Source organism: Anaerosporobacter mobilis DSM 15930, from assembly GCF_900142955.1.
Classification (GTDB): domain Bacteria; phylum Bacillota; class Clostridia; order Lachnospirales; family Lachnospiraceae; genus Anaerosporobacter; species Anaerosporobacter mobilis.
In genome coordinates, this window is record NZ_FRCP01000008.1 from 190,553 (window position 1) to 205,091 (window position 14,539).

The 14,539-nt window shown below is 35.9% G+C and carries 19 protein-coding genes; 4 read left to right on the forward strand and 15 right to left on the reverse strand.

What is annotated here, in order from left to right; genetic code table 11:
- Positions 1-13: 13 nt before the first annotated feature.
- From rplN to BUB90_RS07560, 13 genes are all read right to left on the reverse strand, one after another.
- Positions 14-382, reverse strand: a complete 369-nt coding sequence (gene rplN, locus BUB90_RS07500; RefSeq protein ID WP_073285459.1) for a 50S ribosomal protein L14 — start codon at positions 380-382, stop codon at positions 14-16.
- Positions 383-405: 23 nt separating this feature from the next.
- A complete protein-coding gene (gene rpsQ / locus BUB90_RS07505) occupies positions 406-660 on the reverse strand; it encodes a 30S ribosomal protein S17 (RefSeq protein WP_073285464.1) in 255 nt (84 codons plus the stop codon).
- Positions 661-681: 21 nt separating this feature from the next.
- Positions 682-891 carry a 50S ribosomal protein L29 gene (gene rpmC, locus BUB90_RS07510; protein WP_073285469.1) on the reverse strand — a complete coding sequence of 70 codons (210 nt, stop codon included), beginning with the start codon at positions 889-891 and terminating at the stop codon, positions 682-684.
- Positions 881-1,318, reverse strand: coding sequence for a 50S ribosomal protein L16 (gene rplP / locus BUB90_RS07515; protein ID WP_073285473.1), 438 nt, complete (start codon positions 1,316-1,318; stop codon positions 881-883). The genes rpmC and rplP overlap by 11 nt, the downstream gene beginning before the upstream one ends.
- Complete coding sequence (gene rpsC / locus BUB90_RS07520) at positions 1,318-1,974, reverse strand: 30S ribosomal protein S3 (protein WP_073285476.1); 657 nt, start codon at positions 1,972-1,974, stop codon at positions 1,318-1,320. Before rpsC ends, rplP begins: the two co-directional genes overlap by 1 nt.
- Positions 1,975-2,015: 41 nt before the next feature.
- Positions 2,016-2,402, reverse strand: coding sequence for a 50S ribosomal protein L22 (gene rplV, locus BUB90_RS07525; RefSeq protein ID WP_073285479.1), 387 nt, complete (start codon positions 2,400-2,402; stop codon positions 2,016-2,018).
- A 70-nt stretch (positions 2,403-2,472) separates the two neighbouring features.
- Positions 2,473-2,751: a 30S ribosomal protein S19 gene (gene rpsS, locus BUB90_RS07530; RefSeq protein ID WP_073285482.1), complete on the reverse strand. Its 279-nt coding sequence runs from the start codon at positions 2,749-2,751 to the stop codon at positions 2,473-2,475.
- A gap of 19 nt (positions 2,752-2,770) precedes the next feature.
- Complete coding sequence (gene rplB, locus BUB90_RS07535) at positions 2,771-3,613, reverse strand: 50S ribosomal protein L2 (protein ID WP_073285485.1); 843 nt, start codon at positions 3,611-3,613, stop codon at positions 2,771-2,773.
- 124 nt (positions 3,614-3,737) lie between these two features.
- Positions 3,738-4,037, reverse strand: a complete 300-nt coding sequence (rplW, locus tag BUB90_RS07540) for a 50S ribosomal protein L23 (protein WP_073285488.1) — start codon at positions 4,035-4,037, stop codon at positions 3,738-3,740.
- On the reverse strand, positions 4,037-4,657 hold the full coding sequence (gene rplD, locus BUB90_RS07545) for a 50S ribosomal protein L4 (protein ID WP_073285491.1): 621 nt from the start codon (positions 4,655-4,657) through the stop codon (positions 4,037-4,039). Before rplD ends, rplW begins: the two co-directional genes overlap by 1 nt.
- 27 nt (positions 4,658-4,684) lie before the next feature.
- Positions 4,685-5,317 (reverse strand): 50S ribosomal protein L3, encoded by a 633-nt coding sequence (gene rplC / locus BUB90_RS07550; RefSeq protein ID WP_073285494.1) that lies wholly within the window; start codon positions 5,315-5,317, stop codon positions 4,685-4,687.
- A 163-nt stretch (positions 5,318-5,480) separates the two neighbouring features.
- On the reverse strand, positions 5,481-5,798 hold the full coding sequence (rpsJ, locus tag BUB90_RS07555; RefSeq protein ID WP_073285496.1) for a 30S ribosomal protein S10: 318 nt from the start codon (positions 5,796-5,798) through the stop codon (positions 5,481-5,483).
- An 840-nt stretch (positions 5,799-6,638) separates the two neighbouring features.
- Positions 6,639-7,502, reverse strand: a complete 864-nt coding sequence (locus tag BUB90_RS07560) for a class I SAM-dependent methyltransferase (protein WP_073285497.1) — start codon at positions 7,500-7,502, stop codon at positions 6,639-6,641.
- A gap of 374 nt (positions 7,503-7,876) precedes the next feature.
- Here BUB90_RS07560 and BUB90_RS07565 point away from each other — a divergent pair, with 374 nt between their 5' ends.
- The 4 genes from BUB90_RS07565 to BUB90_RS07580 all read left to right on the forward strand — a co-directional run bounded on the left by BUB90_RS07565 (position 7,877) and on the right by BUB90_RS07580 (position 11,554).
- A complete protein-coding gene (locus BUB90_RS07565; protein ID WP_073285498.1) occupies positions 7,877-8,551 on the forward strand; it encodes a PspA/IM30 family protein in 675 nt (224 codons plus the stop codon).
- 114 nt (positions 8,552-8,665) lie between these two features.
- Positions 8,666-9,733, forward strand: a complete 1,068-nt coding sequence (locus tag BUB90_RS07570) for a TFIIB-type zinc ribbon-containing protein (protein ID WP_073285499.1) — start codon at positions 8,666-8,668, stop codon at positions 9,731-9,733.
- Positions 9,730-10,530 (forward strand): TPM domain-containing protein, encoded by an 801-nt coding sequence (locus BUB90_RS07575; protein WP_073285501.1) that lies wholly within the window; start codon positions 9,730-9,732, stop codon positions 10,528-10,530. The genes BUB90_RS07570 and BUB90_RS07575 overlap by 4 nt, the downstream gene beginning before the upstream one ends.
- A 28-nt stretch (positions 10,531-10,558) precedes the next feature.
- Positions 10,559-11,554 (forward strand): SPFH domain-containing protein, encoded by a 996-nt coding sequence (locus BUB90_RS07580; protein ID WP_073285513.1) that lies wholly within the window; start codon positions 10,559-10,561, stop codon positions 11,552-11,554.
- Between the two features lie 133 nt (positions 11,555-11,687).
- Here the strand turns inward: BUB90_RS07580 and fba are convergent, their stop codons facing one another.
- Positions 11,688-12,551 carry a class II fructose-1,6-bisphosphate aldolase gene (fba, locus tag BUB90_RS07585; RefSeq protein ID WP_073285514.1) on the reverse strand — a complete coding sequence of 288 codons (864 nt, stop codon included), beginning with the start codon at positions 12,549-12,551 and terminating at the stop codon, positions 11,688-11,690.
- 238 nt (positions 12,552-12,789) lie between these two features.
- Complete coding sequence (locus BUB90_RS07590) at positions 12,790-14,496, reverse strand: NHL repeat-containing protein (protein WP_073285515.1); 1,707 nt, start codon at positions 14,494-14,496, stop codon at positions 12,790-12,792.
- Positions 14,497-14,539 lie beyond the last annotated feature (43 nt).

Here is a 14,539-nt window from a genome sequence, read left to right on the forward strand (position 1 = left end):
AGCCGACACCTCCTTATAATACTTCTGGTGCTAATGAAACGATTTTCATGAATTGTTTTTCTCTTAATTCTCTTGCTACTGGTCCAAAGATACGAGTTCCTCTTGGGTTCTTGTCATCTTTGATTACTACTGCAGCATTTTCATCAAATCTAATATATGATCCGTCTTTACGACGAGTTTCTTTTACAGTACGAACAACTACAGCTTTAACAACGTCGCCTTTTTTAACAACTCCACCTGGTGTTGCATCTTTAACCGAAGCAACGATGACATCTCCAATAGCTGCGTATCTTCTTGTAGATCCGCCTAATACTCTGATACAAAGTAATTCTTTAGCACCAGTGTTATCAGCAACTTTAAGTCTTGATTCTTGTTGTATCATGCTATTAATACTCCTTTCAGAAATTATTTTGCTCTTTCAATAATTTCTACAAGTCTCCATCTCTTATCCTTAGATAAAGGTCTTGTTTCCATTACTTTAACTCTATCTCCAATATTACAATCATTATTTTCATCATGAGCTTTTAATTTATAAGTTCTCTTCATGATTTTGTTGTATAATGGGTGTTTAACGTGATCCACTACAGCAACAGTGATTGTCTTATCCATTTTATCACTTACTACTTTACCTACACGAGTCTTTCTAAGTTTTCTTTCCACAACAATTCCTCCTTTCTAGGATTATTCAGCAGCTTTAACTTGCTTTGAAAGTACAGTTTGAATTCTAGCGATGTTCTTTCTAACTTCTTTAATTCTGCTTGTATTATCTAATTGATTTGTTGCGTTTTGGAATCTTAAATTAAAAAGTTCCTTTTTAGCAGCTACTAATTCTTCTGATAATTCAGCTACTGACTTTGTATTTAAATCTTGAACATAATTCTTAGTTTTCACTGCCCGCACCTCCTTCTAAGTCTGCGCGAGAAACTACCTTGCACTTAACTGGTAACTTGTGTGTTGCAAGACGTAATGCTTCTCTAGCTACTTCTTCAGCTACTCCAGAGATTTCGAACATTACACGACCTGGCTTAACTACAGCTACCCAGTATTCTAGTGTTCCTTTACCGGAACCCATACGAGTTTCAGCTGGTTTAGTTGTTACTGGTTTATCTGGGAAAATCTTAATCCAAACTTTACCACCACGTTTGATATAACGAGTCATAGCAATACGGGCTGCTTCGATTTGGTTTGACTTAATCCAAGCTGGTTCCAAAGCTACAATACCGTATTCACCGTGAGAAATAGTGTTACCTCTCATGGCTTTACCTGCCATAGAACCACGGAATTGTTTTCTACGCTTTACTCTTTTTGGCATTAACATTATTTATCGCTCCCTTCCTTAGTTGCCTTAGTTGGAAGTACTTCACCATGGTAAATCCAAACTTTAACGCCTAGTTTACCAAAAGTTGTATCTGCCTCTGCAAATCCATAATCAATGTCCGCACGTAATGTTTGTAGAGGGATAGTACCGTCACTATAGAATTCAGTACGAGCCATATCAGCTCCACCTAAACGACCAGAAACTGCAGTTTTGATACCTTTAGCACCAGTTCTCATAGTTCTAGCCATAGTAGATTTCATAGCTCTTCTGAAAGAAATACGATTTTCAAGTTGAGCAGCAATGCTTTCTGCTACTAACTGAGCATCCATATCAGGTTTTTTAACCTCTTTGATGTCTACCATTAATTTTTTAGAAGTGAATTTTTGAACTTCCACTTTTAATTTTTCAATTTCAGATCCACCTTTACCGATAACTACACCTGGTTTAGCAGTGAAAATGATAATTTTTAATCTATCTGATGCTCTTTCGATTTCGATCTTTGAAACACCAGCTGAATATAATTTCTTTTTAAGATATTTTCTGATTTTATAGTCTTCAACAAGATTGTCTGCGAAATCTGACTCTGCATACCATCTAGAATCCCAATCGCTGATAACGCCGACTCTTAAACCATGAGGATTAACTTTTTGTCCCATTGTAATCTCCTTTCATTCAATAAGTTCGTTTTTGCACGAAACTATCTTTCATTAAGAATTACAGTGATATGGCTCATTCTCTTTTCGATTCTGTAAGCTCTACCCTGTGCTCTTGGTTTGATTCTCTTCATAGTTGGTCCTTTATTTGCGAAACATTCTTCAACATAAAGGTTTTCAACATTCATACCGTTATTGTTTTCAGCATTAGCGATTGCTGATTTCAATAATTTTTCTACTAAACTTGAAGCATATCTTGGATTGTATGCTAAAATACCAAGTGCTGTTTGTACATCCTTACCTCTGATGGCATCTAATACGAAACAAGCTTTTTGAACTGACACTCTTGCGTATGATAATTTTGCAGATGGTCTAGTATCTTTGTTCGCATTTCTTTCTCTTTTAATCTGGGATCTATGTCCTTTTGCCATGGATGAAACCTCCTTTCAAAGTGAAACAATTCTGTCAGTATTTCGTCCACTGACGATTATTTATTTTTAATTATCTTCTTGATTTCTTTTCGTCTTTTCCGTGTCCGCGATATGTTCTTGTAGCTACGAACTCACCAAGTTTGTGGCCAACCATATCTTCAGTTACATATACAGGCACATGTCTTCTTCCATCATGAACAGCAATAGTGTGTCCAACGAATTGTGGGAAGATTGTAGAACGACGTGACCAAGTTTTGATTACTGATTTGTCACCTGCTGCATTCATAGAGTCTACTTTATTAAGTAAGCTTGCATCAGCAAATGGTCCTTTTTTAAGTGAACGACCCATAGGTTCTACCTCCTTATAACTACTTTATATTCTTACCGTCTCTTCTTCTTACGATCATCTTGTTAGATTTCTTGTTTTTCTTTCTTGTCTTTAAGCCAAGAGCTGGTTTACCCCAAGGTGTAACAGGGCCTGAACGACCGATACCAGTCTTACCTTCACCACCACCATGTGGATGGTCATTAGGGTTCATTACAGAACCACGAACTGTAGGTCTGATACCCATGTGACGTTTACGACCAGCTTTACCAATGTTGATAAGTTCGTGATCGATATTACCAACTTGACCGATTGTAGCTCTAGCAATGATTGGTACCATTCTCATTTCGCCTGATGGCAATCTAAGTGTAGCGTATTTTCCTTCTTTAGCCATTAATTGAGCTGAGTTACCAGCTGAACGAACTAATTGGCCACCTCTACCTGGATATAATTCAATGTTATGAACTTGAGTACCTACTGGAATGTTTTGAAGTGGTAAGCAGTTACCAACTTTAACTTCAGCTTCAGCTCCGTTCATAAGCTTAGTTCCAACTTGTAATCCGTTAGGAGCAAGGATATAAGCTTTTTCACCATCTGCATAGCAGATAAGTGCGATATTAGCAGTTCTGTTTGGATCGTATTCGATACTAACAACAGTTGCTGGGATACCATCTTTCTTTCTCTTAAAGTCGATGATTCTATATTTTCTTCTTGATCCACCGCCTTGGTGTCTTACTGTAATCTTTCCTTGATTGTTACGACCAGCGTTTTTATTTAAAGATACTACTAATGATTTCTCAGGAGTAGATTTAGTGATTTCAGCGAAATCTGAGCTAGTCATATGTCTTCTGGAAGGTGTATATGGGTTAAACTTTTTAATTCCCATGTTTTGCACTCCTTTCACTGCGTGTTAACGACTCTTGTTCGTCTGTTTTATTCTTATCGGCTATAAAAAGCCATATTGTTAATCTATTTCCGGTCTACCGCCGAAGCGTTATATAAGATTACTCTTATAATCCTTCGAAGATTTCAATATCAGCACTATCAGCTGTTAATTGAACGATAGCTTTTTTAGTTTTAGCAGTTTTACCAACTACAGCACCACGTCTACGATTTTTACCATCAAGATTCATAGTGTTTACTTTAGCAACTTTTGTTCCTTCGAACATTTTTTCAACTGCTTCTTTGATTTGACCTTTAGTCGCATCTGTATGAACAGAAAATGTATACTTTTTTTCGCTCATTGCATTCATGCTTTTTTCAGTAACGATTGGTTTAAGTATAACATCATAATATTTTAAATTTGCCATTATGCGTACACCTCCTCAATTTTTGCTACTGCATCTTTAGTTAATACTAAAGTATCATACTTTAAGATGTCATATACATTGATTGTATTTGTTAATGCAGTTCTTACAGTTGGAAGATTTCTAGCTGATAATACTACATTGTCATTCTTTTCTCCTAAAACAACTAATGCTTTGCTTACTTTTAAGTTGTCAAGTACAGCTTTCATTTGTTTTGTTTTAACTTCTGGGAAATTAAGTTCATCAAGTACTACTAATTTAGAAGCATTTACTCTTGATGTTAAAGCAGATTGAATTGCTGCTAATTTTTCTTGTTTATTCATCTTGAATGAATAGTTACGTGGTTTTGGAGCGAATACAACTCCACCACCAGTCCATTGTGGAGATCTTGTAGAACCTTGTCTTGCATGACCAGTTCCTTTTTGTTTCCAAGGTTTTCTTCCACCGCCACGAACTTCTGCACGAGTTTTAGCGCTTTGAGTTCCTTGACGTTTATTTGCAAGTTGTTGAACAACTGCCATGTGAACTAAATGTTCATTTATTTCAACTCCGAAGACAGCTTCGTTAAGTTCGATTGAACCAACTTCTTTACCTTCGATATTGTAAACAGATACGTTTGCCATTAGTGTGTTCCTCCTTCCTTAAAGCAATTAGTTTGCTTTTACTGAATTCTTTAACATAACCACAGATTTCTTAGGTCCTGGTACAGCACCTTTAACTAAGATAAGGTTATTTTCTACATCTATTTTAACAACTTCTAGGTTTTGAATTGTTACTTTAACAGCACCCATGTGTCCTGGCATTTTTTTGCCTTTGAATACTTTACTTGGATCTGAAGCAGCACCATTCGAACCAGCATGTCTATGGTATTTAGAACCATGTGCCATAGGTCCTCTAGATAAACCATGTCTCTTAATAGCACCTTGGAATCCTTTACCTTTTGACTTAGCAGTTGCGTCGATTTTGTCTCCTGCTGCGAAGATATCTGCATTGATTTCTTGTCCAACAGTATATTCTTCTGCATTGTCAAATCTGAATTCTTTTAAGAATCTCTTGTTTGTAACACCAGCTTTTGCAAAGTGTCCTTTTCTTGGTTTGTTGACTAATTTTTCTCTGATGTCGCCATAACCAACTTGTACTGCACTGTATCCATCATTTTCAACTGTTTTCACTTGAGTTACTACACAAGGACCAGCTTGTAATACAGTTACTGGAGTTAATACTCCATCTTCATTGAAGATTTGAGTCATTCCGACTTTAGTAGCTAATATTGCTTTCTTCATTACGAATGCACCTCCTGTTTAATCTACAGCGGATTACACAAATTTCGTGTAATCATCCTAGATGGCTTACTTTTGAGTGCTTGGGTCAGGAACCCCTGACACTTGGTCTCTATATATAAACCCTAAAGGATTACTTGCTTTTAATACTTACTTCTTTCGAAAACTATTTAGTTTTCATTTTGATGTCGATATACACACCAGCTGGCATTTCTAATCTAGATAATGCATCAACTGTTTTTTGACTTGGAGTGATGATATCGATTAATCTCTTATGAGTTCTTTGCTCAAATTGTTCTCTGGAATCTTTGTACTTATGAACAGCTCTAAGAATTGTTACTATCTCTTTCTTAGTTGGTAGTGGCACAGGCCCACTCACCTTAGATCCTGTTTTCTTTACAGTTTCAATAATTTTCCCAGCTGATTGATCGATTAATTGATGATCATACGCCTTAAGTGTAATTCTCATTACTTGACTTGCCATAAAAAAAGTCGCCTCCTTTTCGCACTTAATATCAGTACGACAAGCGGTGACTGTACACGTATCCGTGTGTATCGCAGATAACTCATCTCGTAAAACGAGCGGTTTCTTACTCTGTAATTAGAACCTGTCTAATTACACACACTCTCTCTTCTGCAATTTGCAGAGCTATTGATTTGTACAGTGACTTGTCGCCAGTTTTATAACTTGACATTCGCTCCACGGAAAACCTGTGTCTTACACAGCAACCTCGCGCTTCTACGCTATCAATGTCACAACAATAGTTATTATACAGTAGGTTTACAAGAATTGCAAGCACTTTTTTTTATTATTTTTCCAAAAAAATATACAATATTTTATTTATACTCTTTTGTTTTTTTTACATTTTGCCAAACAACTAGATTATTACAATGAATTTGTCAATATCACCATTATCACTATTTACATCACCTGCATTGAGGTATAATTTTTTTCATACGCTTTACCTTTTTGATGAGTTTCTTCCTATTATATATAACTTGCTATTAATAACTAGTAATGGAATATGTCCTCACACATCTTATTCTTATTACTTATCAATTCCTTTCTTAATTATCATACACAGATTATTATAGCTCTTACTTTGTTCACCTCACGAACTACATTCTTAGTACTCCACCATATACATGCTCTAATTAGTATTCTCCCCACAAATTTATGTTCTATTACAGGATTAAAGAAAAAGAAACAACAAAGTGTTAATCACCTTGTTGTCCCTAATTAGCATCCCCTATATCGTTATATTGTGTAAAAACCACTCTCACCTAGTTTCAATCATGTTTGAATCACAGCAAAAAAATATACTTACTTCGATTCCCATCTTCCTGAAGCACCACATGGCAGTGTTAAACCATTCGATGTAACTGGCAAACCTATCTCATCAGCGTTTACAACCCCACCATAACGTGGCACCAATTCCGTCCCCATCATATAAGCCAGTACCGCTGGTTGAAGTCCAGTTGTGTATGAATTAATCAAAAAGAATAAAGGATTATCCGATAGAACTTTTGTGCATAGTTGTACAAAAGGATAAATAGCTTCTTCAATCTTCCAAATCTCTCCCTTAGGTCCTCTTCCATAGGAAGGTGGATCCATAATAATTGCATCATATGTGTTTCCACGACGAATCTCACGTTCAACAAATTTCACACAATCATCTACGATATAACGGATTGGTGCTTCTGAAAGTCCAGAAGACTTTGCATTTTCCTTCGCCCATGTAACCATACCTTTTGATGCATCAACATGTGTAACGCTTGCCCCAGCAGCTGCCGCTGATAAAGTCGCTCCACCTGTATACGCAAACAAGTTTAATACCTTAATTGGACGTCCAGCATTTCTAATTTTGTTAGAGAACCAATCCCAATTTGCTGCTTGTTCTGGGAATACTCCTGTATGCTTAAAACTAAATGGCTGCAGATTAAAAGTTAAGCTCTTATAATTGATTGTCCATTGCTTCGGCAAATCAAAGAACTCCCATTCGCCACCACCTTTACTACTTCTATGGTAATGGCCATTCATATTCTTCCAACCTTTATGCTTTCTAGGGGTATCCCAAAGAACCTGTGGATCCGGTCGTACTAATAAGTATTTCCCCCAACGTTCTAATTTTTCTCCTTTTGAAGTATCAATTACTTCGTAATCTTTCCAGCCATCTGCTAACCACATTGTATTTTACTCTCTTTCTTCTATAATTAATAAAAGTGCATTATTCTTAGCTACGTATTCGCAGTCTTAAATACTTGCAATAAATATTTTCTATTAGCGATTATACACGTTTTTCCCTACTTAGACAAGATGTATACTAGTATAAGTATAATCACTATAGCAGAATATACACATTTTATGCTTTTTTTCTTATTTTTTAAGACTCTGCTAAGCTTTCTAATCCCTTTTTAACTTGACGTTGAAGCCAAAAGATACTACACTATAATTGTAAAAATAATGTAACGACATTCGGAAAACTTATATACAAAACTTCTGAACAGTTACTAACTATTTATAGGGAAACTATAAATACATAATTGAGGGAGGTACCACAAATGGGTATATTAACAAGATTTAAAGATATTATGGCAAGTAATATTAACGCACTCCTTGATAAAGCAGAAGATCCTGAAAAGATGATTGACCAGTGCTTACGTAATTTGAACAGTGATTTAGGTAAAGTGAAAGCTGAAACAGCTTCCATCATGGCTGAAGAGCAACGTTCCAAACGCGAATTAGATGAATGCACTAGTGAAATTAATAAAATGCAAAATTTCGCAGTAAAGGCCCTTGAAGCTGGTAATGAAGATGACGCTCGTAAATTCTTAGAAAAGAAATCTTCTCTAGCAAACAAACAAACCGGTCTTCAAGAATCTTACAATATAGCAAGCGCTAATGCTACTCAAATGAGAGAGATGCACGATAAACTTGTAAATGATATAAACGAATTAGAATCTCGTAAAGATATGATCAAGGGTAAAATGGCTGTTGCTAAAACTCAAGATCGCATCAACAAAATTGGTTCTAGTGTTTCAAGTGCCAACGATTCCATATCAGCATTCGATAGAATGGAAGCTAAAGCAAACAAGATGCTTGATTCTGCCAATGCTATGGCTGAATTAAATCGCGGTGCTAAAGATGACATCGCTGATTTAACTGCCAAATATGCTAATTCTGCATCAGAAGTAGACGATGAATTAGCAGCATTAAAAGCAAGCTTAGGTAAATAATAGAAAGCTCAATATAAAGGTGTTGTATAGTAACATATAGACTGCATTTTGCAATCCTGATCGTTCCTTTACAACACCTTATTTCAAGCTTAGTAAATATTAGGAGAAATCACTATGGTCGTTCAATACAAATGCCCTTGCTGTGGTGCGGATATGAAGTTCGACAGCAATACAGGGAAACTTCTATGTGAAAGTTGCGGGTATACTAGCGATATTGATACCATGAAACGCAACGAAGAAGGTAACACCACCTCTTCTGAGGAATATACTAATTCAACCCATAATACTTCTTACGAGTCTAAAGTAAATCAGTATGTATGTAATAACTGTGGTGCTGTATTAATTACAGAACCAGATACAACAGCGACTAGTTGTAACTTCTGCGGTGCTCCTGTCGTTCTTGCCGATCGATTATCAGGGGAATCTTCTCCCTACTATATAATTCCGTTTCAAATTAGTAAGACACAAGCTCAAGAAGCCTTTAAAAAATGGTGTAAAAACGGCAGACTTACTCCAAAAGGTTTCATGACCGCTGATAGAATCAAAAGCATGACAGGATTATACGTTCCTTTCTGGTTATATGATTTACATAGTAACGGAGAACTGAATGCCGCATGTACTCGCGTCAGAACGTATGAACAAGGAGATTATATCGTAACCGAAACACAGCATTATAATGTATATCGAAGCGCAGACCTAACTTACCTTAAGATACCTGTAGATGCCTCAGAAAAAATGAACGATGGTCTAATGGATAAATTGGAACCCTTTGATTATCGTAACTTGAAACCATTTAACTTGCCTTATCTTGCAGGATATACAGCGGAAAAATATAACTATACTGATGAAGATTTGTTCCCTCGTGTTCAAAATCGTGTTGCCGACTATGTGGAAACCTACCTACGTTCTAGCATAGCCGGCTATAGTAGTGTAAATGTGTTTAATAGAAGAATTCACATAAAACCAAAGAACGCCTTCTACGCACTTTTACCAGTATGGTTAGTGTGCTATGATTATCAAGATTCGGAACATGTTTTTGCCATGAATGGAGAAACAGGTAAAATAGTCGGTCGCCCTCCTCTAAGTAAAGGTAAAATCGCTTCTTGGTTTGGTGGTATCACCGTGGCCAGTTTTATTATTATTAAAATCATTGCATTATTAATGGGAGGTGGATTATTATGAAAACCAGTAAACAACATATCCTTCCCTTAATACTTTTTATGTTATGTTTATTATCAAGTATTATTATTGCACCAACAACGCAAGCTGCTACTAACAACAAAGATATTCCTTACGTCATTGATGATGCCAATCTATTATCCACTGATGACCAGCAAGATTTGAATGATCTGGCTAATAAATATAGCAAGAAGCATAATACTTCCATTGTGGTAGTAACAACCAATGATACGAATAACCTGTCTACTACTGACTATGCTAGTATGTATTATGATACTTATATACATGGCAATGATGGATATAATGATAACTGTGTACTTTTCCTTATCGATATAGATAATCACAAAACAAATATTTTTGCCTATGAAGATGCAGCAATAAGAATGGACTCAGGACGTAGTAATAAAATACTCGACGTTGTCACTCCAAAGCTAAAGGGAAGTGATTATGATGACGCAATTAAAACTTTCATCAAAAAGGCTAACCTGTATCTTGGTGCAGAACCTGGTACAAATCCAGATAACATCTTCTTTAAGCTATGGTTTCAACTCTTAATCGCTGTAATTATCGGAGCTACTGCTGTTGGAATCATGGTATTCAATTCCGGTGGTAGAGTAACAACTAATTCAGCAACTTACTTAGACCATGGGAACTCTAAACTTACTGGTTGTTTTGATCATTATATACGGACCACGACTACTCGCACAAAAAAAGCAGATAATAATAACAGTAGTGGTGGTAGCAGCGGAACTACAGGTGGTGGAAGTTCCTTCTCAAGTGGTAACGAAAGAAGTTTCTAAACGATAATATTTAAAAGGAGAACAAATTATGGGACTTTTCTCAAATCAATTTTCTAATGTGGTGGAATGGAATGAATTCCGCGAAGATATGATTTTCTATAAATGGTCTAATCAAGAAATAAAAAAAGGTAGCCGCCTTATCATTCGCCCAGGCCAAGATGCTATCTTCTTATACAACGGTAAGATAGAAGGTATCTTCACCGATGAAGGAGATTACGATATCGAATCTCAAATCATTCCTTTCCTTTCAACTCTAAAGGGATTCAAATTCGGCTTCAACAGCGGAATTCGTGCCGAGGTTTTATTCATTAACACCAAAGAATTCCTTGTACGTTGGGGTACTGGGAATCCGATTAACATACCTACACCTCAATTGCCAGGCGGAATGCCTATTCGCTCTAATGGTACATTCAGTTTTAAGATTAATGATTATATTAAGTTAATCGACAAGATTGCAGGTGTTAAAAGTTCTTATTTCGTAGAAGATGTAAAACTTCGTATTACCTCCATATTGGATCAGTTATTAATGAAATGGATCGTTAAAGAAGGCAAGGATATGTTCAACCTTCAGTCAATGTCCTTTGATATTGCTAAAGGAATTAAAGATGACTTAGATATGCAGTTATTTGATAGTGGTATGACAATTACAAGCTTCCAGATAATGAGCTTTAACTATCCTGAAAGTGTTCAAAAGATGATTGAAAAGAATGCTTCACACAGCATGATCGGTAACATGAACACCTATCAACAAGCTTCCATGGTTGACGGAATCTCTTCTGGCGCTGTTGGCGGTGGTGGAGTTGCTTCCGATATGGCTGGTATGATGATGGGTATGAATATGGCCAATCAGATGATGCAGAATATAAATCAAGCAAGCAATACGAACCAAGCTACACCTACACAAACTTCATCAGGCGCCGCCACTTCTAGTTCTTCCTCAGAAAAGCCGAACTTCTGTCCAAACTGTGGGCAAAAGACAGGTGAGGGTAACTTCTGTTCAAACTGTGGACATAAACTAAATTAACCAACAGAGATAAACTTCAAATAAAACAACCTACTATAACAAAACTAAAAGAGCTGCCACTTAGTCAATTTGACTATAGTGGCAGCTCTTTTTACCTATTAAAAATTACACGTTCTGTATAAATAATTTCTTATTAAGCTTGGTTAACTGATCCGAAAAGTTCCATTTTTTCTTTAACAGTTGCTTTGATTGCTTCAAAACCTGGTCCAAGTAATTTACGTGGATCAAAGCCTTTTCCTTCAAGATCTTTACCAGCTTCAATGTATTTACGAGTTGCTTCAGCGAATGATAATTGGCATTCTGTATTAACATTAATCTTAGCAACACCTAATGAGATAGCTTTTTTAATCATATCTTCAGGAATTCCAGTACCACCATGTAAAACTAATGGCATATCTCCAGTTTTTTCACTAACTGCTTCTAATGTTTCAAAGCTAAGACCAGCCCAGTTTTCTGGGTATTTACCATGAATATTACCGATACCTGCTGCTAACATAGTAACACCAAGGTCAGCGATTTGTTTACATTCGTTAGGATCTGCACATTCACCAGCTCCTACAACACCATCTTCTTCTCCACCAATAGAACCAACTTCTGCTTCTAATGATAAACCTTTTTCATTACAGATTTTAACTAATTTAGTAGTTTTATCAATGTTCTCATCGATTGGATAGTGTGAACCATCAAACATAATTGAAGAGAAACCAGCTTCGATGCATTTTTCTGCACCTTCAAAACTACCATGATCTAAGTGTAATGCTACTGGTACAGTGATATTAAGATCTTGCATTAAACCATTAACCATACCAACTACTGCATGATATCCACCCATATATTTTCCAGCACCTTCAGAAACACCAAGGATTACTGGTGAGTTGTTTTCTTGAGCTGTTAATAGAATTGCTTTTGTCCATTCTAAGTTGTTGATATTGAATTGACCTACTGCATATTTTCCTGCTTTTGCTTTAGTAAGCATGTCTTTTGCTGATACTAACATATTTTTATCCTCCATATCTTTCTTATGATAATTAGTGTAACCACTCAACCACATCAAGTTAACTAGCCCAATTTGAATGTTTTAACACATTTTGTGTGCAACTAGATTTATAAACCAGGTAACTGAATCGTTACGTTATTGTTAAACAATTTTATTTATATATCGGTTTTATTATAACGCATTTGTTCAGAAAAAGGAACCTTAAATTGATATTTATTTAACATCCGTCTACCAATCTTTATTCCACCTCTTCTACTTGTATCTTTTGATCAAATGCATATACTACATTACCAGTGTAATCTACAATCGTTCTAACCCCTTCTCTTTGTGTTAGAATATACTTACTTCCAATCTGCTCAATCATCTCATAACATGGCGAATCATACACCTTAACACCATTCGCATTATAGATATGCGAAATTTCATCTAGCGCATAGTCTTCCGAATAATCTGTAATTACAAGATTACCATCAAGAACTTGAACTACCAGATTTGATCCCTCTGCTAACAACGTGTTCTTATAGTACACATAGATTACAGTTCCCTCATCTAATTCATTCGTAATTAGATAAAAATTGCGTAATGGAGATTGTAATTCAACGATTCCAAACTCTCCTATACTAAACTGATACGTCTCTTTGCCCTCATAATCAAATACTTCAAAACCATTTGATTTTTGATAAAACAAATCATGCGGAGTAAAATCCACGCCATATGGTTGTAAATGTCCTTGGAATTCTTCCCCCTTTGATGTTACCAGATGATTTCCCTCTTCGTCATAGTAGGATGCGACATTGTTTTTTCTTGTCACATTATATATGGTGTCCTCTTTATCCGTTACGATACCATAATCGCCATTTACTGTATCATCATCCCCAGCTTCCTCTTCTCTATCCTCGTCACCTATAGGTGATTGGGTACCTGTATCATTGTTGTTTGGCTCATCTATAACAGTATTCTCTGTCACGCAATACAACCAGTACACAACAGATACTAATTTATCCGGAAATTCTTCTTGATTAATTTGACTAATTATTTTACCATCTTTATTTAAAATCAATTGATACTTACCAATCTGCGCCTCAATCATCTGACTATAGTCATTATAATTTACTACAAAGAAATGCTGATCATCAACATCTTTTAATTTGCCATTAGCGACTACGATTTCTTTGGTGATAGCTGGTTCTCCATCTTCATTATAGATGATATCCCCTTCTTCTGTATTAGATGCTACAAAATATGCACCATGAATCATTCCATAACTATTACTTATTGTATTAATACGTTTTCCATTCCCATCATAGATCTCTATTGGTTGTGTTCCATCATAAGAGACATTCCAAAGATTCTCACCAACAGAACTAACATAACTATTCGTTACATCAATTCCCTCTGCTAATACGTTCCCCTGTTCACTATATATGGTCATACTACTTGTATTAAACTCAGTATCCACTAAAACTGCTCCATAACATCCGTTCGTATATTTAACCAACGAATTGTAATCCATTGGTATGATCCACGTATCATTCTTCAGATCATAAACACCATAGGTATATTGATTTGGTTCAATAATTGTAGTACCATTTCTTTTTTCTTCATCTAACTGACCAAGAACAACCGGCTTAGTTATATCAATAACACCCATACCATTATTAGGAAGTACAGCGTTATCAAAATATTTCATTACTTTCATAGAAGAATCAAAAAACACTACTTTACCATAGCCGTAATCCAAGTCCCCTTCTCCAACATAGTACCATTCATCTGGTTCCAGTTCTAGATGCACTTCTTTATCAGCTTCCTGTAGCTTATCAGGATTTTCTGCTTCCGACAAAGTTTGTTCTCCCTTGTTATCAGAATCATTCACTAATCTATTATCGCGCTTACACGCTACACATAATAGCATAATTAGTACCATTACTGGTATAATTTTTTTCATCCCATGCTCACCTCTTATAATATCTTAATTTAATAGTCTAAGA

Excerpts from the sequence above, each read along its gene's own strand:
- rplN (WP_073285459.1), bottom strand. The coding sequence starts at position 382 with ATGATACAACAAGAATCAAGACTTAAAGTTGCTGATAACACTGGTGCT.
- rplP (WP_073285473.1), bottom strand. The coding sequence starts at position 1,318 with ATGTTAATGCCAAAAAGAGTAAAGCGTAGAAAACAATTCCGTGGTTCT.
- rpsC (WP_073285476.1), bottom strand. The coding sequence starts at position 1,974 with ATGGGACAAAAAGTTAATCCTCATGGTTTAAGAGTCGGCGTTATCAGC.
- rplV (WP_073285479.1), bottom strand. The coding sequence starts at position 2,402 with ATGGCAAAAGGACATAGATCCCAGATTAAAAGAGAAAGAAATGCGAAC.
- rpsS (WP_073285482.1), bottom strand. The coding sequence starts at position 2,751 with ATGGGTCGTTCACTTAAAAAAGGACCATTTGCTGATGCAAGCTTACTT.
- rplB (WP_073285485.1), bottom strand. The coding sequence starts at position 3,613 with ATGGGAATTAAAAAGTTTAACCCATATACACCTTCCAGAAGACATATG.
- rplW (WP_073285488.1), bottom strand. The coding sequence starts at position 4,037 with ATGGCAAATTTAAAATATTATGATGTTATACTTAAACCAATCGTTACT.
- rplD (WP_073285491.1), bottom strand. The coding sequence starts at position 4,657 with ATGGCAAACGTATCTGTTTACAATATCGAAGGTAAAGAAGTTGGTTCA.
- rplC (WP_073285494.1), bottom strand. The coding sequence starts at position 5,317 with ATGAAGAAAGCAATATTAGCTACTAAAGTCGGAATGACTCAAATCTTC.
- rpsJ (WP_073285496.1), bottom strand. The coding sequence starts at position 5,798 with ATGGCAAGTCAAGTAATGAGAATTACACTTAAGGCGTATGATCATCAA.
- BUB90_RS07560 (WP_073285497.1), bottom strand. The coding sequence starts at position 7,502 with ATGTGGTTAGCAGATGGCTGGAAAGATTACGAAGTAATTGATACTTCA.
- BUB90_RS07565 (WP_073285498.1), top strand. The coding sequence starts at position 7,877 with ATGGGTATATTAACAAGATTTAAAGATATTATGGCAAGTAATATTAAC.
- BUB90_RS07570 (WP_073285499.1), top strand. The coding sequence starts at position 8,666 with ATGGTCGTTCAATACAAATGCCCTTGCTGTGGTGCGGATATGAAGTTC.
- BUB90_RS07575 (WP_073285501.1), top strand. The coding sequence starts at position 9,730 with ATGAAAACCAGTAAACAACATATCCTTCCCTTAATACTTTTTATGTTA.
- BUB90_RS07580 (WP_073285513.1), top strand. The coding sequence starts at position 10,559 with ATGGGACTTTTCTCAAATCAATTTTCTAATGTGGTGGAATGGAATGAA.
- fba (WP_073285514.1), bottom strand. The coding sequence starts at position 12,551 with ATGTTAGTATCAGCAAAAGACATGCTTACTAAAGCAAAAGCAGGAAAA.
- BUB90_RS07590 (WP_073285515.1), bottom strand. The coding sequence starts at position 14,496 with ATGAAAAAAATTATACCAGTAATGGTACTAATTATGCTATTATGTGTA.